The following is an 18,623-nucleotide window of genomic DNA, read 5'->3' on the forward strand; positions in this document are numbered from 1 at the left end:
CGGCGCCTGTTTTACCCCAAATCGCCGCCGGCGACCGGCAGCACCGTTCCGTTAATGTAACTGGCTTCGGCGCTGGCGAGGAACAGAATAGCGGCGGCTTGTTCATCGACGCTGCCGTAGCGGTGCATCAGACTGCTGTCGAGAGTCTGCTCAACCACCTGTCGATACCAACTTTCTTCCTGCTGCGTCGGGGATTCGCGATTGCGCGGCGTCAGCCGCGGCGGCGCTTCGGTGCCGCCCGGCGCCGTGGCGTTGATGCGAATGCCGGCGCCGGCGTATTCAAAGGCCAGTGATTGGGTCAGGGCGTTGACGCCGCCTTTGGCTGCGGAATAGGGAACGCGATTGACGCCGCGCGTGGCGACCGAAGAAACGTTGACGATCACTCCGCTCCCTTGCGCCAGCATATGCGGCAACACGGCGCGGCAACCCCATAGCGTCGGGAACAGCGAACGCCGAATCTCCGCCTCAATCTGTTGCGGCGCATAGTCGGCAAATGGTCGCGCCCAGATGGTGCCGCCCACATTGTTCACCATAATATCCACGCGCCCAAAGTGCTGTTGCACCTGATCCAGCGCCTCGCGTGCTTCTTCCCAGTGCTCCAAATCGGCCTGCAGGGCGATGATATCGGTGCCGCGCTCGCGTAAAACGGCTACGACCTCCTCCAGATAGGGGGAGCGATCGATCAGCGCCAAACTCGCCCCTTCCCGAGCCGCGCGTTCGGCCACCGCTTTGCCGATGCCTTGAGCGGCACCGGTTATCGCCATTACCTGGCCGCTGAAACGTGATTTATCCATGGTCAACTCCTCCCATCGGCCTGGCTGGGGGCGAACTTCTCATAATGGAAGCTATGCGGGATAAAGGCGCGTCGCTGAAAATCGCCAAGCACCGCTTCCACCATCGGCGGCGGCCCGCACAGATACACATCCAGGTCACCGTTATTAAGCAGGCTTTCGTCGAGATGCTGGGTGACATACCCTTTATGCGTCGAAAACGACGTTTCACTGGCCACGCAGGTCAGATAGCTGAAATTCGCCAGACGCTGGCGATACGCCTCCAGCTGTTCCAGCTTGACCAGATCGTGGTCATGGGTGACGCCGTAGATTAGATGCACCGGCTGTTCGCTGCCGCCGAGCGCCAGATATTCCAGCATGGAAAGGAACGGCGCCAGCCCGGTGCCGCCGGCCAAAAATAACATCGGCCGCACCGGCGCACGCAGATAGAAACTGCCCTGTGGGCCGCGCAGACGGATCGCGTCGCCGGGGCTCGCCCGTTCTGTCAGATAACGGCTCATCATGCCGCCGGGCACGTTGCGCAGCAGAAAAGAGAGCTGCCGGCTGCCGGGCGGCGAACTGAACGAATAGGCGCGGCTGGCCGCACTGCCGGGAACGTCGATATTCACATATTGTCCCGGCAGGAACGCGATGCCCCGCTCATCATCCAGCGTCAGGCAGAACTCGATGGCGCTGTCCGACAGGGCGGTGGCGGAGGTGACGGTGGCGGTAAACATTTCGCTGGCGGTTTTACACATCGTCGAGGGCATCGGCACCTCAATGACGCAGTCCGAGAGCGGCACCATCTGACAGGTCAATACCCGCCGCTGTGCGGCTTCCTGCTCTGACAGCGCCTCTTCCAAGTAGTCATCGCCCAACTGATACTCTCCTTGCTCACAGTGGCATTTACAGGTGCCGCATACGCCGTCCGAGCAGTCCATCGGCAGGTTGATCTTTTGTCGGTAGGCGGCGTCGAGTACTCTTTCATTCGGATTGCATTGAATAAAGCGGCTGACACCGTCTTCAAAATTAAGGGCAACGGTAAAAGACATACCTCACCTCCTGTATTAAAGATGGTAAATATCAATAACATGATTGATATAGTCATTATCCAGACGAATTTTTTTGCGCTTAATTTGCAGCGCATCCCCGGTAAGATCTATCCACAAACGGGTTGAGCCGAAATAGGTGTCCGTGTGGTTGTAGCGGTGATAGAAGGTGGCCCAGTGGTAGTTCACCTCGGCCTGTTCCGCGCCGGAGGATAACAGCTCCACGTTGCTGATAAGATGCACCGTACGCGGCTCCGGCATGCTGCTGGCGGCTGAGCGTTCGGTTTTTATGCGGTAAACGCGATCTTCCAGGCCTTCGCGATTGGCGTAATAAATCAGCGAAATCTCGCTGTGGGGATCCGTCGTCTGGCGATCGTCGTCAGCCCAGGCCGGCATCCAATATTCGACCTGCGGATGGTAGCAGGCCAGCCAGTCATCCCACTGCCGGTCATCCAGCAGGCGAGCTTCGCGGTACAGAAATTGTTCCACCCGCTGTTGCAGGTTACATGTACTCATTGCGCCACCTCGTCGTTTCGTTGCTGGCGCTCCAGCTGGCGCAGCAGAATGTTTTGCCAATGATGATGCTGACTGAGATACAGGGCTTCATCTTCCGGGCGGGGGCCGGTCATGTCAGGCACGATCCCCAGCGCTTTGGCGTTGTCGTCAGCCTGGCCCTCCAGCCAGCGGGTAGCGCCGCGGCTCAGATCGCTCCAGGGCATGTTGCCGGCGTTGAACCCCAGCTGGCAGGCGCGGAATTCCTCCAGGTCGTCCGGCGTACCCATGCCGCTGACGTTGAAGAAATCCTCATACTGACGAATGCGCAAGGCTCGCTCGTCGGCGTTTTCGCCCTTCGGCGCAAAGCAGAATACGGTCACTTCGGTTTTATTGACGGCAATCGGGCGCACTACGCGCAACTGGCTGGAAAGCTGGTCCATGATGTACAGATTGGGGTAAAGGCACAGGTTGCGGGTTTGGTTCACCATCAGGTCGGCACGGTGTGCGCCGAACGCATCGTTCAAACGGGTGAAGTGCCGATAAATGGGGCGCGACTCCGGGTTCAGCACCCGGGTCCACAACAGCAGATGACCATTCTTGAAGCCGTAGGCTCCGCCGTCGTTTTTTGACGACCAGCAGTTGGCGTCCATGGTTTGGGTGCCGCTGGCGGCATCCCTATGCGCCATGGTGGAGACATAGTTCCAGTGCACCACGCTGACGTGGTAACCGTCCGCACCGTTCTCCATCTGCAGTTTCCAGTTGCCGTCGAAGGTGTAGGAGGATGAGCCGCGCAGAACTTCCAGCCCGCTCTCAGCCTGATCGATGATGAGATCGAGGATCTGCCGCGTTTCGCCCAAATAGTCCTCCAGCGGTTGCACCTCATCACTCAGGCTGCCGAACAGAAATCCGCGATAAGACTCAAAACGCGGCAGCTGCTTCACATCATGTGAGCCGTCCTGCTTGAAACAGGGAGGATAAGCGCCGGTTTTCTCGTCCTTGGCTTTCAGCAGGTGGCCGGCGTTATTGAAGGTCCAGCCGTGGAAGGGACAGGTGAAGGTACTTTTATTGCCGGCCTTGCGGCTGGCCAACATTGCGCCCCGATGCGAGCAGCTATTGATCATGGCATGCAGCTGCATGTCTTTGTCGCGCGTGATCATCACCGGCTGACGCCCAACGGTGAGCGTGTAATAATCGCCTGAGTCTGCGATTTGGCTTTCATGCGCCAGATAAATCCAATTGCCTTCGAAAATGGCTTTCATTTCCAGTTCAAATAACGCTTCGTCGGTAAAAATGCCGCGATTGCACTGATATATGCCATTTTCTTTATCAATAATTAAAGCGTGATTTATTTTTTCTTTCAGCTTAGATATTGTCGGATTCAATAATGAATGCATGTTCATGGCCTCATAGAAAATGGATAGACGGGGCAGTGGGCAATCAATAACCGATTGCCCGTTATTAGCGTCGCTATTCTTTTGTGTGAAAAATATTAATCTTGCAGCGCGCGAGGGCGATTTATTCTGTTCTGCTCGATGCGGTCCGCCGCGGCATAAAGCGTAAAATCAAACTGCACTTCGGTATGCGGGCCGGGCAGATCGCGTTTGGCCGCCAGCGCCGGATCGGTGATTTTCACCGGGTTGGCGATCAGCTCATCGCGGGTAGCGAAAGCGAAGTCATCCCACAGATAACGGTCGCCATTGAGATTGATTTGCGTCGTCAGGTGTTTATGCGCCGGTGCGGAGACGAAGAAATGAATATGCGCCGGACGGTTGCCGTGGCGCCCCAGTCGATTGAGCAAAGCCTGGGTGGGCCCGTCGGGTGGACAGCCGTAGCCCGACGGCACGATGCTGCGCGCCGCGTAGCGGCCATCGGCGTCGGTGGTTATCCGCCGGCGCAGGTTGAAGCCGCTCTGCGATTTATCGAAGAAAGAGTAGTTGCCCAACGTGTTGGCGTGCCAAATATCAACCACCGCCCCCGCCAGCGGCTTGCCGTCGGCGCCTTTGACCTGGCCGTGCAGCCACATCACCTCGCCGTCGTCGTCGCCGTCATCCATCCGCGCGAAGCCGGCGCTCACTGGCGCATTGGCCACATACAGCGGCCCCTCGATGGTGCGTGGCGTACCGCCGCTCAGCCCCTGTTGGCGCTCGCGCTCGTCGTCGCGCAGATCGAGGTAGTGTTCCAGCCCCAAGCCGGCGGCCAGGAGCGCCGCCTCTTGACGTTCGCCCAAGACGTGCAGATAGTTGATCGCCTGCCAGAATTCTTCAGGGGAAATATCATAGCGATCGATGAGCTGACAAATATCGCCCAGCAGATGATGCATGATTTTTTTGAAACGCGGATCTCCGTTATCATTAGTAAAACCGCTGCTGATTTCCAGCAATTTGATAATGTCTTGACGTTGATTGAAGGATATAGACATTGCGAATTCCTCATTGCTTATAATGTAGGTTATACAGAGAACAGGAATTAACAGCTAACCTTGCGGGTTATTATCCCGGTATTTTATTTGTCATCGTCGCGGATCGATGACGGGTGTCGGCATAACGCCGTTACGCGAATTTTCATATAAGGGTAAAGCGGCAGGGCGAATAACAGCTCGTGCAGCTCGGCATTGCTTTCCACATCGAAAATGCTGACATTGGCGTAGCTACCGGCTACGCGCCAAAGATGTCGCCATTTTCCGCTCGCCTGCAGGGTTTGCGAATATGCTTTTTCGCGCGTTTTTATTTCGTCGGCGAGCGCTTTAGGCATATCGAGCGGTAATTTCACGACCATTTCAACTTTGAATAGCATGGCGTAGTCCCTCGTAGTTATTTGCGTCGATAAAAGCGCAGTTTGTCTTCATCGATATCGACCCCCAGGCCCGGGCCTGACGGCAGACTGACGTGACCGTTGGCGAAACGCAGCGGCGTGGTGACCACGTCGTCTTTCAGCAACAGCGGGCCGAACATCTCGCTGCCCCAGTCCAGCTTCAGCGTCGACCAGGCGTGCAGCGAGGCGACGGTGCCCAGCGTGCCTTCCAGCATGGTGCCGCCATAGACGCCGACGCCGGCGGCCTGTGCGACCTGCGCCAGTTTCAGCGCCTGCGCCGGGCCGCCGGCCTTGGCTATCTTCAGCGCGTAGGCGCCGGTAAAGCCGCCCGCAGCCAATGCATAACCGTCGTGAGCGTCGGCCACCGCTTCGTCGGCCAGGATCGGCAGAGTGAAGCGCTGACTGAGCCGGATTAACGCCGTGCGATCCCATTGCGGCACCGGCTGTTCGACCAGATCGATGCCGATCTGCTGCAGCGCCGCCATTCCGCGTACGGCGGTGGCGGCATCCCAGGCCTGGTTAACATCGACGCGAATGCTGATCTCCGGCCCCAGCGCTTGCTTGATAGCCTGGGTGTGGCGCAGATCTTCCTCCAGCGGCCGGGCGCCGATCTTCAACTTGAAGGCGCGATGACGGTCTTCCGCCAACAGGCGTTGCCCTTCGATGATGTCTTGCTGCGTATCGCCGCTGGCCAACGTCCACAGCACCGGCAGGGTGTTGCTGAGCGCGCCGCCGAGCAGGGTGCTGACCGGCAGGCCGAGGCGTTTGCCCTGGGCATCGAGAAAGGCGGTTTCCAGCGCCGACTTGGCAAAGGTATTGCCCTGGACCTGGCCATTCATCAACGCAACCAACGGCGCCAGACCGCTGAAGCTTTTGCCGCTCAGCAGCGGCGCGAGGTAGCCGTCGATCGCCGACTTGATCCCCTCCGGGCTTTGCGGGCCGTAGCTCAGCCCGCCGATGGTGGTGGCTTCCCCCCAGCCGATCAGGCCGTCGGCGCAGGTCATGCGCACCAGCGTCAGCGTTTGGCAGCCCATCGTGGCCATCGACAATTTGTGTGGCCGAATAGTGGGAATATCCACCAGCCAGCTGTCGATGCGTTCAATGCGAAGTTCCATGCTTCATTCCTTTTCAGTAAGAAACTCGACAACGCAGCGGTTGAAGAGATCCGGACAGGCGATGTTGGAAATATGCGATGTCGGCAACCGCCGCAGATCGGCGAGTGGCGCATTGGCGACTAAAAACTCGGCGTCCGCCACCGTCGTGACCGGATCTTGCTCACCTGCAATCACCCGCATCGGCCGCGTCATCAAGGCAATCTCGGCGCGCAGGTCGGCCCGCGCCAGTGCCTCGCAGCAGGCGGCGTATCCCTGTGGATTACCGGCCGCCAGCGCTGCCACCAGCGCCGCCACCTGCTCGGGGTGGCGCTGCGCGAATGCCGCGCAGAACCAGCGCGCGGGGGAGGTGGCGGCGATCGGCGCCAACCCGTGTTCCCGTACCTGCTGCGCGCGTTGTCGCCAGCCTTCAGCGTCGCCAATGCGGGCGGCGGTATTGGCGACCACTAGCCGGCCGATGCGCTCGGGGTGATAACGACTGAGCCAGAGCCCGGTCAATCCGCCCATCGAAATGCCGCAAAAATGGGCGTTCGGCGCATCCAAATGGTCGAGCAAGGTGATGACGTCTTCAGCCAACTGCTGCAGTTGCAGTGGCGCTTTCGCCAACGGGGTGGCTCCGTGGCCGCGCTGGTTGTAACGCAATAGGCGAAAGCGTTCGGTCAGCGCCGCCAACTGCGGTTGCCACATCTCGAAAGTGGTGCCCAGCGAGTTGGACAGCACCAGCAGCGGTGCGTCGGCCGGGCCGTCGAGACGATATTCAATATCCATGATTGACCTCATACCCGTTCGATAATCAGCGCAATGCCCTGACCGACGCCGATGCACATGGTGCACAGCCCGTAGCGCCCGCGCGTTTTCCTCAATTGCCAGGCGGCGTTCATCACCAGCCGGCCACCGGAGGCGCCCAAAGGATGGCCGAGCGCAATCGCGCCGCCGTTCGGGTTCACCTGCGGCGCATCGTCGCGCAGTCCCAGCTCGCGGGTCACCGCCAGCGCTTGCGCGGCGAAGGCTTCGTTCAGTTCGATCACGTCCATCTGTTCGAGGGTCAGGCCGGCAATATGCAACACTTTGCGCACCGCCGCCGCCGGTGCAAAGCCCATGATCGCCGGTTCGATGCCGGTGACGGCGCTGGCAACGATGCGTGCCATTGGCCGCAGGCCATGGCGAGCCACGCTGCGCTCGCCGGCCAGCAGCAGCGCGCAGGCGCCGTCGTTCAGGCCGGATGCGTTGCCGGCCGTAATGCTGCCCTGCGGGGCGACCACCGGCCTGAGTTTTTCCAGTGCGGCTAGGGTGGTGGCGCGCGGATGTTCGTCCTGGTTGAAGGTCAGCGGCTCGCCTTTCTTCTGCGGGATAAGCACTTCGATCAGTTGGTCGCTGTAAAAGCCGCTTTCCTGCGCGGCGGCGGTGCGTTGCTGGCTGCGCAGGGCGAAGGCGTCCTGATCGCGACGGCTGATACCGAATTGCGATGCCACGTTTTCGGCGGTCTGCGGCATCGTGTCCACGCCGTACAGCGCCTGCATCTGTGGGTTGATAAAACGCCAGCCCATGGTGGTGTCTTCAATCTTCATCGTGCGGCTGAAGGCGCTTTCCGCCTTGCCCATCACATAAGGCGCCCGCGACATGCTTTCCACGCCGCCGGCGATCATCAGCTCGCTCTCGCCGGTTCTGATGGCGCGCGCCGCAGCTGCTACCGCATCCAGGCTGGATCCGCACAGGCGATTGATGGTGCAGCCGGGCACCTGCACCGGCAGGCCGGCGAGCAGCAGCGCCATGCGCGCGACATTGCGGTTGTCTTCCCCCGCCTGATTGGCGCAGCCGAACAACACGTCGTCCACCTGGCTCCAGTCGAGCGTCGGATGGCGTGCCTGCAGCGCTTTCAACGGCAGAGCGGCCAAGTCGTCGGCGCGTATGCCGGCCAGGCTCCCATTGAGGCGACCGAAGGGCGTGCGGACGGCGTCACACAGATAAGCTGGATTCATGGCGCGGTTCCCCGTGTTGAAGGGTGAAAGTCAGTGCGACCGGGGTGACGTCCTGCAGTTGTTGCGGGGTCAGGCCGGCAAATATTTCACGCACCACCAGTCCCTGGGGAGTGACGTCCATCACCGCCAGATCGCTGTAGATGCGGTCGATGCAGCCGATGCCGGTTAACGGATAGCTGCATTGGCGGACGATTTTGCATTCACCCGTTTTGGTCAGGTGTTCGGTCATCACAAACACCTGGCGTGCGCCGATCGCCAGATCCATCGCGCCGCCGACCGCCGGAATCGCCCCCGGTGCGCCAGTGCTCCAGTTCGCCAGATCGCCGCGTTCGGAGACCTGATAGGCGCCCAGCACGCAAATATCCAGGTGGCCGCCGCGCATCATGGCGAAAGAGTCGCCGTGGTGGAAAAAGCAGCCGCCTTTCAGCAGCGTAACCGGTTGTTTGCCGGCATTGATCAATTCCGGGTCCTCTTCGCCCGGCGTTGGCGCCGGGCCCATGCCGAGAATGCCGTTTTCGCTGTGCAGGAAGATCTCTTTATCGGCCGGCAGATAGTTAGCGATCTGGGTTGGAATGCCGATACCGAGATTGACGTAGGCGCCTTCAGGAATATCGCGCGCGATGCGCTCAGCCAGCTGTTGATGGGTCAGTTTGCTCATGATGCGTTCCTTAAGCCGAAAGCTGGGCTGCACGGGGAGAAGAGGGCACCAGACGCTGCACGAAGATGCCGGGCGTGATGATGTTTTCCGGATCCAGTTCGCCCAACGGCACCATATGGTTGACTTCGACGATGGTGCAGTTGGCGGCCATCGCCATAATCGGCCCGAAGTTGCGCCCGGTTTTGTCATAGCGGAGGTTGCCCCAACGGTCGGCTTGTTCAGCCTTGATCAGCGCGAAGTCGGCCTTCAGCGGCAGTTCGAAAACGTATCGGCGGCCGTCGATCTCGCGGGTTTCCTTTCCTTCCGCCAATTGGGTGCCATAGCCGGTCGGGGTATAAAAACCGCCGATCCCGGCGCCGGCGGCCTGGATGCGCGCCGCCAGATTGCCTTGCGGAACCAGCTCCAGTTCCAACTCGCCGCGGCGGTAGAGGTCGTCAAACACCCAAGAATCTGCCTGCCGTGGGAAAGAACACACCACTTTGCGCACACAGCCGGCTTTCAGCAGAGCCGCCAGGCCAAAATCGCCGTTACCGGCATTGTTGCTGATCAGCGTAAGCGCGCGTGGCCGGCGACGGATCAGCGCATCCAGCAGTGCGTAGGGCTGCCCGGCCGGACCGAATCCTCCGACCATAAGGGTGGCGCCATCCGGAATATCTGCGACGGCGGCGTCTGCGGACGCCATGCTTTTATCGATCATCAGTTCTCCTCAAGGCTCGGTTAGGACGTTGCGCCAACAACCAGCGGGTTTGAAATTAACCTAGAGGATGAAAAAAGCATCAGCAAGTGCGAATATCAGAACATTGTGCGATTATCGGTGCATTGGGGTTTTAGGTCTGCATTTTGTGATGCAGGCGGCTAAATTGGCATCGGATGTGATACGCAGGGCTTTGCTGCCGTATTGAGCGTGTAAATTGAGAGCAGATACTAATGGGAGGCCTGAATGAGTGAAGTTCCTGAATTTGGCACCGAAGAACTGCGTCGGCTGCAGGAGATCGGTGATTTAAGCAACGACCAGTACAAGGGCGATCCTAATTTTATGGCCTCGCTGGCCAGAGGGCTGGAGGTGTTACAGGCCTTCAAGCCACAGTATTCGCAGATGTCGGTGTCAGAGATCAGTCAACAAACCGGCATTCCGCGCGCAGCGGTGCGCCGTTGTTTGTATACCCTACGAGCGCTGGGATTCGTGCATTGTCCCGATGGGCGCCACTATCGCTTGCTGCCGCGTGTGCTAACTATCGGTCACGCTTATCTTTCCTCTTCCGAGCTGGCGAAGGCGGCGCAAAACTCGCTGGACTATCTCAGCAAATTGCTTAATGAATCCTGCTCGGTGGCGACGCTGGATGGCGATAACATTTTGTATATCGCCCGGGCCTCGGTTAAACGCATCATGACTATCGATCTGGGGCGCGGCAGCCGTCTGCCGGCCTATGCGACATCGATGGGGCTGGTGTTGCTTAGCGCGCTGGACGAGGGAGAGCTGGAGGATTATCTGTCGCGGGTCACTTTCGAACCGCTGACCGAGTTTACCGTCACCAGTGCGGAGCAGCTGCAGGAACAGTTAGCCAGAGTTCGCAGACAGGGGTATGCCATCAACGATCAACAGTTAGAGATCGGCCTGCGTTCCATTGCGGTGCCGATGCATTCACGCAAAGGCGGGGTTGTGGCGGCAATGAACGTTGGCGTCAATGCGTCGCAGATCTCGGCGGCGGAGCTGCGCGAACGAGTGCTGCCGCAGCTGCAGCGCACGGCGATGGAGCTGGCGCTGCTGCTGTAGGGAGAACGGATTAATGCAGTTCGGCGCCGCTGCGATCGGCCAGCGCTTCCAGCAGCGGGGCGGAAGGCACGAAGAACAGGGTGCCGGTCACCGCGTGGCTAAAATCGAGCAGCCGATCGTAGTTGCCGGCCGGGCGGCCGATAAACATGTTTTCCAGCATCTGCTCGATCGGCTGCGGGGAGCGCGCATAGCCGATAAAGTAGGTGCCGAACTCGCGCAGGCCGGGGCGGCCGAACGGCATGTTATCGCGCAGAATTTTCACCTCGTTGCCTTGCTCGTCGGTGATGGTGGTCAGCGAACTGTGCGACGACGACGGTTTGACCGCTTCATCCAGCTCGATGTTGGACTGCTTATGGCGGCCGATGATCTTCTCCTGCGTTTCCACGCTGAGCGAATTCCAACCCTGCATGTCGTGCAGGTATTTCTGCACCAGCACATAGCTGCCGCCGCTGAACGCCGCGTCTTCGTCGCCGATCACCGTGTAATCGAAGGCTTCATGCCCTTCCGGGTTCTCCGTGCCGTCGACGAAGCCGATCATGGCGCGCTGATCGAAGTAACGGAAGCCGTGCACCTCCTCGATCACCGCCACGGCGTCGCCGAGCTTGCCGATCAGCTGAGAGGCCAGTTCAAAACACAGATCCATTTCATCAGCGCGAATATGCAGCAGAATGTCGCCGGGCGTGGCGACGGCGACGCGTTCCCCGCTGCCGATCGGGCTGAATGGATGCAGCTGGCGAGGGCGCGGCGCGCCGAACAGCGTATCCCAGGCCTCGGAGCCGAAGCCGCAGACGCAGGTGAGGTTGCCCGCCGGCGCGCGTTTGCCGACCGAACGCACCACGGCGGCGATGTCGCCGCACCAGGCGCGCACCGCCGCCAGATGGGCGGGAACGGGCGACAGGGTGGCGACGATAAAGATGGCATGGCGCGTCACCGGCGTGAATACGGCTTGCGGCAGGGGGGTATTTGCATTCATTGCATTCGGCTCCAGTGTGTTCGGGTGAAATAGCTCAGATCAAATTAAAGTGCTCGTCGGGTTTCATCGGCGGTGGCAGCGGGCTTTGGTCATTCATTTCCAGCAGGTTGCGCTCAATGGTGTTGCAAATGGCGTTTAACGGCAGATGGTTGGCCGACACGCCGAACGGATCCTCCAGCTCTTCGGCCAGTGAGTCCCAGGATAAGAAGGTATAGGAAATGAACACCGAAACAAACGGTGTCATGTAATGCAGATCGGTCACCAGGGCAAAAGGCAACAGGCTGCAGAACAGGTAAACGGTGCGCTGCAGGATCAGGGTATAGGCGAACGGCACCGGGGTGCTGGCGAGCCGTTCGCAGCCGCCGAGGGCGTGGGACAGCTCGCTCAGCTTGTTGTCGAGCAGCTCGAAAGTGATGTCGCTCAATAGCCCCCGTCGGCGCAGCTTGCCGATCTCCTGGCCCAGCATCAGCAGGATGCGGTTGGTCGGCATCGGGCTGGCGATCACTTCGGCCAGCTCTTTGCTGCTGAGATTGTGGTACAGATCGGCGGTGGGATCGGTGGCGCGCAGCTGATGCTTCAGGCTCCAGCTGAAGGCGATCAGCAGCTTGGCGACCTTTTGCTGCACCGCCGGTTCGTCCGGCAGCAGGCTTTTGATCTGGCGCAGCAGGGATCGCTCGGTAATCAGCAGCGAGCCCCACAGGTTGCGCGCCTCGACAAAGCGGCTGTAGCCGGCATTATTGCGAAAGCCGAGAAAAATCGCGATGGCGATGCCCAGCAGGCTGAACGGCGCGATAGTCAAATGCACGCCGAGCTGTTCGTACCATTGGTAGCTGATCACCGCCACTATCGACATCAGCACGTTCAGCGACAGGCGAAAGGTAATTTTTGACAGCACGGATCCGTGCCAGGCGAACAGGCGAAAAAACCAGTTCTGGTGCGGGCGGATTATCATAACGTGGGCGCTTCCTGGTATCCTGCTATTGAGAATAGTCGATTCTTATCCGGCGGCGTTAGGCCGCCGTTGTCGATTGCCAGAGCCGCTGCGGGTGCGTATAGACGGTGGCGCGCCCCGGCTTGCTGAAGCCCACCAGCGTAAGGTTGCTGCGCTCGGCCACCTCCACCGCCAGGCGGGTGGCGGCGGAAACGGCGAACAGGATCTCGACGCCGCACATGGCGGATTTTTGCACCATTTCATAGCTGGCGCGGCTCGACACCAGCGCCGCCCCTTGCAACCACGCCTGTTGGCTGCGATAACCCAGCAGTTTGTCGAGCGCCACATGGCGGCCGACGTCTTCACATCCGCCGCTGAGCGCGCCGTCCGGCTGGATCCAGGCCGCCGCGTGGGTGCAGCCGGTCAGTTTCCCCACCGTTTGCACTTCCTGCAGCTGCGCCAACGCCCGATCGAGCAGCGCCAAATCGAAACGCTGCGTGAAAGGCAGCGGCGCGATGGGCTGAGCGACCTCCTGCAGTTGCTCGACCCCGCAGACGCCGCAGCCGGTGCGGCCGGCCAGGCTGCGGCGCTTCTCTTTCAGTTGCATAAAGCGGCGGCTCGAGAGTTCCACATGCACTTCAATGCCATTGCAGGCCGGTTGCTGGCGGATGTCGTAGATATCGTCGGGGGAGGCGATGATGCCTTCGGACAGCGAAAAACCGATGGCGAAGGCCGCCAGGTCTTTCGGCGTCGCCATCATCACCACGTGGGAAATGCCGTTGTATACCAGGGCAACCGGCACTTCTTCCGCCAGCCAGTCTTGTTGCGCCTGAGCCAGATCGTTGCGCTGCCAGACTGCGTGGCGCGACAGGCAGGCCGAGTCGGCATCGCCGGGTTCGTCGAGAATCAAATGCTTGTTCATGATGGTTTCGCGGCGCCGGCGGATACAGCGCCGGCGTCAGATAGAGTCTGATGAGTGATAGCCGATTTTATCATAGATGGCGTGCTTGAACAGGGCGAAACGGGGCGTCTTTGCCACCGCCTTACGGCGCGGCGCGCCACTGCCCGAGATAGCTCGTGACCGCCCGCGTCGCCTCGCGGCAAATGGCCGGCGAAACGGTGCCTTCCCGCGCATAGCCGTATTTCATGCAGGCGAACGCCAATTCTATGGCGATCAAGACGACGTCGGGATCTGACGGCAGCGCATCAAGTTCGGGCAGCTCGCGCACTTTGGCGCGGAACATCTCGCCGATCGTCAGGTTCTTGGCGGCGTGCGCCTCTTGCTCCGGTTCGGTGAACGCGCCGCGTAGCAGCAAGACGCTCGCCGCCGGATGCGCGTTGTAGTAGCGGGCGGTGGCCGCCACGGCGGCATCCACCCAATCGTGCAGGGTGTCGGCGCTCTCGAGCTCCGCTTCACGCAGCGCCTGCGCCAGTTGCGCCATATGGCTCTGAGCCAGGTGTGAAAACAACGCGTATTTGTCCGGGAAGAACGGGTAGATCGCGGCGCGCGGCACATCGGCCGCTTCCGCCAGAGCGGGAATGGAGGTTTTTTCCGGCCCGAGGGTGGCGAGCATCTGTTCGGCGGCGCTCAGCACTTTGGCCATGCGCGCCGCCGCGCGTTCCTGAATCGGCACGCGCACATTTTTTTTTGCTTGCGGCATCGCTTTTTCCGACATAAGTTGCATTTTAATGATCCGACATTTGTTGGATTATACTGAAATTGAACCCGTCAACCAAGCGCCATAACGCCAGAGGTTTCGTATGGAGAATTACGCCAATCAATCTCACTGGCAGGAGATTCAACGATTCCTACCGGAAAATTTTCGGCTGCGGCCGGGGGAAGAACCGACCGAGGTGTGGTGGCCCTGGCGGCAGCACCGTATTCATCTGGACTGCTATCGCCGCCCGGAGGCGCCGGTGAAAGTGATCCTGTTCCATGGGGTGGGCACCAACGGCCGACAGATGTCGACCATCCTGGGAGCGCCGCTGGCGCGCCGGGGGATAGAGACGATCGCCGTCGACATGCCGGGGTACGGAATGACGCAGATGGGCGGCCAACGGCGGCGCGTGCGTTACGACGACTGGGTGCAGATCGGCAGCGATCTGATCGACGCGGAACGGGCGAAGGATGCGCGGCCGATTGTGCTGTACGGCCTGAGCGCCGGCGGGATGGAGACTTACCACGTGGCGGCGTTGAACCGGCAGGTGAAAGGCATTGTCGGCATGACGTTTCTCGATCAGCGTGAACAGCAGGTGCGCGACGAGACGGCATTGAATCTGTTGATGAGTCGCCTGGGCATTCCGTTGGCGCGACTGACGGCCGCCACGCCGCTGGCGGGTATGGCGATGCCGATGGCGCTGGCGAGCAAGATGCATGCGCTGGTCAATGACAAGGCGGCGCTCAAGGCGTGCCTGGCGGACAACACCTCGGCGGGAGCCTGGGTGACGATGCGGTTTTTGGCCTCGTACGCGGAGTATGCACCCGCCATTGAACCGGAAGCGTTCGACGTTTGCCCGGTTCTGTTGACGCAACCGGCGCAGGATCGCTGGACGCCGTTGCACCTGAGTGAACTGTTTCTGCGGCGCATTCGGCGGGTGCCGGTGACCACCGTGATGCTCGAGAACGCCGGGCATTATCCCCTCGAGCAGCCGGGCCTCGATCAGATGGTTGAAGCGGTGCATCGTTTTTGCCTGGCCGCGGCGGAGCGGTGAGGCGACGGCGCATGTTCTGAAGACGCCACTGCAGCTCAGCATGTTATCCACAGTTTTAGTGGATAACGTGTGTGCAAGGCAGAGTGAAACCGTTAGCAGGCGTAAAAAAAAATCGCTCAGAAAATTATTATATTACGCGTCAAACTGTGTTCTGACGGGGGATAGGGGGGTTCACGCGTTCGCGTTTTGTTTATGCTTTACTGTATAAATATACAGTTTGGTTATGAATATGCTGAGCACTTCAAGGTTGTATGCTTTTTCACCAGGTGAGCCCCTGACGTTACCGCTGTTTGCCGATCGTGTGGCCTGCGGTTTTCCTTCACCGGTGCAGGACTATGTCGAGAGCCGGCTGGATATCGGCAAGCTGCTGGTGCGCCATCCTAATGCCACTTATTTCGTGCGCGCCAGCGGTGAGATGGAGCGAGCAGGATGGATCAGGCACTACCGACAGATTAAGAAACTGAGCATCCGAGAAACAGCAGACGCGACAGGCTGCAGTACTTCCCAAGTTTGTCGCATTCAGGCCTTCTATAAAGAAGTTGAGACTGATTAAAAAGCAGCCTTAATGTACAATAATTTTCTATATCCAAACTGACCCCATGAACAATCAATGAGTTAGAGGTGAAAGATGATTTCATACAAAAAAACCATACCTGCTCTTGTCATATTCGCTTTATCTAATGCTGTGGCATATGCGAATGATTTCGACAAATCAAATGAAGCGATGGCAATTTCAGCAATAGGTTTTTCTGGCTCAAATGCTCGTGTTGCACATGATGTTTGTGGGGCAACCAATGAGAAAATTGATAAATATAAAAAACAAATAAAAGACTCATTAACTAGAACATTAAAGTATGAACAGTCAGGATTCGATACGCATTGGGATAATGGTTGGAAAAATGCTGATTTTTTGGTTAAGTCATTAAGTAATGATGAAGCCTATAAAAAAGAATATTGCCAAGAGGTTTTAGATGGAATTAATAATCCTGAAATGAATTAAGGATTATTCCTTATTCGGGGTTCTACGCCGGAACCCCAGATTTTTCCGTCCGCTGAAATTATCCCCGGTTGAGCCGCTTTATACCGTCAGCTCGCAGTGGACCATCAGGGGAAATGTGGCGGTACAGCGTTTGTCGGGTTATCCCAAGCTCCTGGCATAACGTACTGACTTTCGTCTCTGGCCGTCCCATTGATGCCATTGCCAGTCGCAATTTTATTGGCGTCATTTTGTAAGGCCGTCCGCCGTTCCTCCCGCGGGCTCTTGCTGAGGCAAGGCCTGCCGCTGTTCTTTGCGGCGCTGTACGCAGCAGAGACCGACGGCCGCGCGTCCGGTATCGCCCGCCGTCGGCGCCGTTCGCAATGACAATCCCTCACTCATCCTGCCCATCGATACGCCAACGGTCTGAGTGCCGAATTATCCACAGTTTTGGTGGGTATCATGTGTGCAAACACACGTGAAGAACGCCAAAATCTGCAGGAAAAATCACTCAGAAAATTATTATATTACGCGGCAAAGCGCGATCCGCAGGGGAATTTGGGGTTGCGCGCGTTCGCGTTTTGTTTATGCTTTACTGTATAAATATACAGTTTGGTTATGATTATGCTGAGCAATTCAAGGTTGTATGCTTTTTCACCAGGTGAGTCTCTGACGTTACCGCTGTTTGCCGATCGCGTGGCCTGCGGCTTTCCTTCCCCGGCGCAGGACTATGTCGAGAGCCGGCTGGATATCGGCAAGCTGCTGGTGCGGCATCCCAACGCCACCTACTTCGTGCGCGCCAGCGGCGAGTCGATGATCGACGGCAATATTCAGGACGGCGATCTGCTGATTGTCGACAGTGCCCTGACGCCGGAACACGGCAATATTGTGATCGCCGCCGTGGACGGTGAATTCACCGTCAAAAAACTGCAGCGCTACCCCGACGTGCGGCTGTTGCCGATGAACCCCGCCTATGCGCCAATCGTGTTCAACGACGAGGCGCAGCTGGAGATCTTCGGCGTGGTGACCTTTATCGTCTACGCGGCGCTGTAACCATGTTTGCCCTGGTAGACGTCAACAGCTTCTACGCCTCCTGCGAAACCATCTTTCGGCCCGATCTGCGGGGGCGGCCGGTGATCGTGCTGTCCAACAACGACGGCTGTGTGATCGCCCGCAGCGCCGAGGCGAAAGCGTTGGGCGTGCCGATGGGCGCGCCTTATTTCAAAATCAAAGAGGAGATGCGCCGCCGCAACGTCGCGGTGTTTTCCTCCAACTACGCGCTGTACGCCGATATGTCCCGCCGGGTGATGGACACGCTGGAGGAGATGGCGCCGGCGGTGGAGATTTATTCGCTGGACGAAGCCTTTCTGCGGCTGGACGGCGTGGCGCGCTGCGAGGCGCTGGAACCGTTCGGCCGGCGGGTGCGCGATCGCATCCGGCGCGAGCTGCATTTGACGGTCGGGGTCGGCATTGCGCCGAGCAAGACACTGGCCAAACTGGCCAACTTCGCGGCCAAGAAATGGCGCGGCACCGGCGGCGTGGTGGATTTATCCGATCCGGTGCGCCAGCGCAAGCTGCTGGCGTTGATCCCGGTGGAAGAGGTGTGGGGCGTGGGGCGCCGCCTGACACGCCAGCTGCAGGCGATGGGGATCCATACCGCGCTGCAGCTGGCGGATTGCGATACCCGGCTGGCGCGTAAAACCTTCAGCGTAGTGCTGGAGCGCACGATACGTGAACTGCGCGGCGAATCGTGCCTGCGGTGGGAAGATGAGGCGGCGGCGAAAGAGCAGATCATCTGTTCCCGCTCGTTCGGCCAGCGCTTGACGCATTACCCGCACATGCGCGAGGCGATCTGCAGCTACGCCGAACGCGCCGCCGAAAAGCTGCGGCAGGAAAAGCGCTATTGCCGCAACGTGTCGGTGTTTATCAAAACCAGCCCGCATGCGGCGGGCGAAGGCTATTACAGCAATATGGGCACCGCCCGGCTGCAAACCCCGAGCAACGACAGCCGCGACATCATCGCCATGGCGGTGCGCGCGCTGGAGAGCATCTGGCAGGAGGGGCGGCGTTATCTGAAGGGCGGCGTGATGTTGGGGGATTTCAGCGCCGCCGCCATGGCGCAGATCGACCTGTTCGACGACTGCCCGCCGCGCCGCAACAGCGAGCGGCTGATGGCGACCCTCGATCGCCTGAATCAGGAAGGGCGCGGGCGCGTATGGTTCGCCGGGCAGGGGATCGTCAAACCGTGGCAAATGAAGCGCGAAATGCTGTCGCCGGCTTACACCACCCGGCTGGCGGATATCCCGCTGGTGCGGCTGGGGGAGCGGGAGCCGCGCGCCGCCGAGCCGAAGGAGGAAAAACGCCGCGGGTGACAGCCGGCGGC

21 protein-coding genes and 1 pseudogene are annotated in these 18,623 nt (G+C 59.5%); 7 read left to right on the forward strand and 15 right to left on the reverse strand.

Features of this window, described 5'->3' with window-relative positions; genetic code table 11:
• Nucleotides 1–11: 11 nt before the first annotated feature.
• The 11 genes from benD to AC2CGI_RS04035 form a co-directional block, all read right to left on the reverse strand.
• Nucleotides 12–794, reverse strand: coding sequence for a benzoate diol dehydrogenase BenD (gene benD, locus AC2CGI_RS03985; RefSeq protein WP_076740716.1), 783 nt, complete (start codon nucleotides 792–794; stop codon nucleotides 12–14).
• A gap of 2 nt (nucleotides 795–796) precedes the next feature.
• Nucleotides 797–1,822: a benzoate 1,2-dioxygenase electron transfer component BenC gene (benC, locus tag AC2CGI_RS03990; RefSeq protein WP_076740717.1), complete on the reverse strand. Its 1,026-nt coding sequence runs from the start codon at nucleotides 1,820–1,822 to the stop codon at nucleotides 797–799.
• Nucleotides 1,823–1,837: 15 nt separating this feature from the next.
• Nucleotides 1,838–2,335 (reverse strand): benzoate 1,2-dioxygenase small subunit, encoded by a 498-nt coding sequence (benB, locus tag AC2CGI_RS03995; protein WP_033632703.1) that lies wholly within the window; start codon nucleotides 2,333–2,335, stop codon nucleotides 1,838–1,840.
• Nucleotides 2,332–3,708, reverse strand: coding sequence for a Rieske 2Fe-2S domain-containing protein (locus AC2CGI_RS04000; RefSeq protein ID WP_076740791.1), 1,377 nt, complete (start codon nucleotides 3,706–3,708; stop codon nucleotides 2,332–2,334). The genes benB and AC2CGI_RS04000 overlap by 4 nt, the downstream gene beginning before the upstream one ends.
• Nucleotides 3,709–3,803: 95 nt before the next feature.
• The gene (catA, locus tag AC2CGI_RS04005; protein WP_021505768.1) at nucleotides 3,804–4,733 is read right to left on the reverse strand and encodes a catechol 1,2-dioxygenase; all 930 of its coding nucleotides are present in this window, start codon (nucleotides 4,731–4,733) and stop codon (nucleotides 3,804–3,806) included.
• Nucleotides 4,734–4,816: 83 nt separating this feature from the next.
• Nucleotides 4,817–5,107: a muconolactone Delta-isomerase gene (gene catC / locus AC2CGI_RS04010; RefSeq protein ID WP_015378320.1), complete on the reverse strand. Its 291-nt coding sequence runs from the start codon at nucleotides 5,105–5,107 to the stop codon at nucleotides 4,817–4,819.
• 17 nt (nucleotides 5,108–5,124) lie between these two features.
• A complete protein-coding gene (locus tag AC2CGI_RS04015) occupies nucleotides 5,125–6,240 on the reverse strand; it encodes a muconate cycloisomerase family protein (protein ID WP_015378319.1) in 1,116 nt (371 codons plus the stop codon).
• 3 nt (nucleotides 6,241–6,243) lie between these two features.
• Nucleotides 6,244–7,005: a 3-oxoadipate enol-lactonase gene (pcaD, locus tag AC2CGI_RS04020; protein ID WP_130054803.1), complete on the reverse strand. Its 762-nt coding sequence runs from the start codon at nucleotides 7,003–7,005 to the stop codon at nucleotides 6,244–6,246.
• Between the two features lie 8 nt (nucleotides 7,006–7,013).
• Nucleotides 7,014–8,216, reverse strand: a complete 1,203-nt coding sequence (gene pcaF, locus AC2CGI_RS04025) for a 3-oxoadipyl-CoA thiolase (protein WP_015378317.1) — start codon at nucleotides 8,214–8,216, stop codon at nucleotides 7,014–7,016.
• On the reverse strand, nucleotides 8,194–8,874 hold the full coding sequence (locus AC2CGI_RS04030; protein WP_015378316.1) for a 3-oxoacid CoA-transferase subunit B: 681 nt from the start codon (nucleotides 8,872–8,874) through the stop codon (nucleotides 8,194–8,196). The genes pcaF and AC2CGI_RS04030 overlap by 23 nt, the downstream gene beginning before the upstream one ends.
• A gap of 10 nt (nucleotides 8,875–8,884) precedes the next feature.
• Entirely contained in the window at nucleotides 8,885–9,571 is a 687-nt protein-coding gene (locus AC2CGI_RS04035; RefSeq protein ID WP_021505764.1) for a 3-oxoacid CoA-transferase subunit A, read from the reverse strand.
• A 243-nt stretch (nucleotides 9,572–9,814) separates the two neighbouring features.
• On the opposite strand from AC2CGI_RS04035, the gene AC2CGI_RS04040 reads away from it, so the two are divergent.
• The gene (locus tag AC2CGI_RS04040; RefSeq protein WP_015378314.1) at nucleotides 9,815–10,648 is read left to right on the forward strand and encodes an IclR family transcriptional regulator domain-containing protein; all 834 of its coding nucleotides are present in this window, start codon (nucleotides 9,815–9,817) and stop codon (nucleotides 10,646–10,648) included.
• 10 nt (nucleotides 10,649–10,658) lie between these two features.
• Here AC2CGI_RS04040 and AC2CGI_RS04045 read toward each other — a convergent pair whose 3' ends face one another.
• The 4 genes from AC2CGI_RS04045 to AC2CGI_RS04060 form a co-directional block, all read right to left on the reverse strand.
• A complete protein-coding gene (locus tag AC2CGI_RS04045) occupies nucleotides 10,659–11,621 on the reverse strand; it encodes a Dyp-type peroxidase (protein ID WP_021505763.1) in 963 nt (320 codons plus the stop codon).
• Nucleotides 11,622–11,655: 34 nt separating this feature from the next.
• On the reverse strand, nucleotides 11,656–12,573 hold the full coding sequence (locus AC2CGI_RS04050; RefSeq protein ID WP_004935069.1) for a bestrophin family protein: 918 nt from the start codon (nucleotides 12,571–12,573) through the stop codon (nucleotides 11,656–11,658).
• Nucleotides 12,574–12,631: 58 nt separating this feature from the next.
• On the reverse strand, nucleotides 12,632–13,474 hold the full coding sequence (gene fdhD, locus AC2CGI_RS04055) for a formate dehydrogenase accessory sulfurtransferase FdhD (RefSeq protein ID WP_021505762.1): 843 nt from the start codon (nucleotides 13,472–13,474) through the stop codon (nucleotides 12,632–12,634).
• Nucleotides 13,475–13,595: 121 nt separating this feature from the next.
• Nucleotides 13,596–14,213: a TetR/AcrR family transcriptional regulator gene (locus AC2CGI_RS04060; RefSeq protein WP_015378310.1), complete on the reverse strand. Its 618-nt coding sequence runs from the start codon at nucleotides 14,211–14,213 to the stop codon at nucleotides 13,596–13,598.
• A gap of 100 nt (nucleotides 14,214–14,313) precedes the next feature.
• Here AC2CGI_RS04060 and AC2CGI_RS04065 point away from each other — a divergent pair, with 100 nt between their 5' ends.
• The 6 genes and pseudogenes from AC2CGI_RS04065 to umuC all read left to right on the forward strand — a co-directional run bounded on the left by AC2CGI_RS04065 (nucleotide 14,314) and on the right by umuC (nucleotide 18,612).
• Nucleotides 14,314–15,264: an alpha/beta hydrolase gene (locus tag AC2CGI_RS04065; RefSeq protein ID WP_019453527.1), complete on the forward strand. Its 951-nt coding sequence runs from the start codon at nucleotides 14,314–14,316 to the stop codon at nucleotides 15,262–15,264.
• A gap of 223 nt (nucleotides 15,265–15,487) precedes the next feature.
• The gene (locus AC2CGI_RS04070) at nucleotides 15,488–15,817 is read left to right on the forward strand and encodes a helix-turn-helix domain-containing protein (protein ID WP_080497832.1); all 330 of its coding nucleotides are present in this window, start codon (nucleotides 15,488–15,490) and stop codon (nucleotides 15,815–15,817) included.
• A gap of 75 nt (nucleotides 15,818–15,892) precedes the next feature.
• Nucleotides 15,893–16,264, forward strand: coding sequence for a hypothetical protein (locus tag AC2CGI_RS04075; protein ID WP_126181107.1), 372 nt, complete (start codon nucleotides 15,893–15,895; stop codon nucleotides 16,262–16,264).
• A gap of 325 nt (nucleotides 16,265–16,589) precedes the next feature.
• Nucleotides 16,590–16,670, forward strand: a pseudogene (locus AC2CGI_RS04080) (SOS response-associated peptidase family protein); the annotation flags it as partial.
• A 188-nt stretch (nucleotides 16,671–16,858) separates the two neighbouring features.
• A complete protein-coding gene (gene umuD, locus AC2CGI_RS04085) occupies nucleotides 16,859–17,293 on the forward strand; it encodes a translesion error-prone DNA polymerase V autoproteolytic subunit (protein ID WP_015378308.1) in 435 nt (144 codons plus the stop codon).
• A gap of 2 nt (nucleotides 17,294–17,295) precedes the next feature.
• Nucleotides 17,296–18,612, forward strand: coding sequence for a translesion error-prone DNA polymerase V subunit UmuC (gene umuC, locus AC2CGI_RS04090; RefSeq protein WP_021505759.1), 1,317 nt, complete (start codon nucleotides 17,296–17,298; stop codon nucleotides 18,610–18,612).
• The last annotated feature ends 11 nt before the right edge of the window (nucleotides 18,613–18,623 follow it).

The sequence above is a fragment of the Serratia sp. LSHTC3 genome (genome assembly GCF_057197125.1).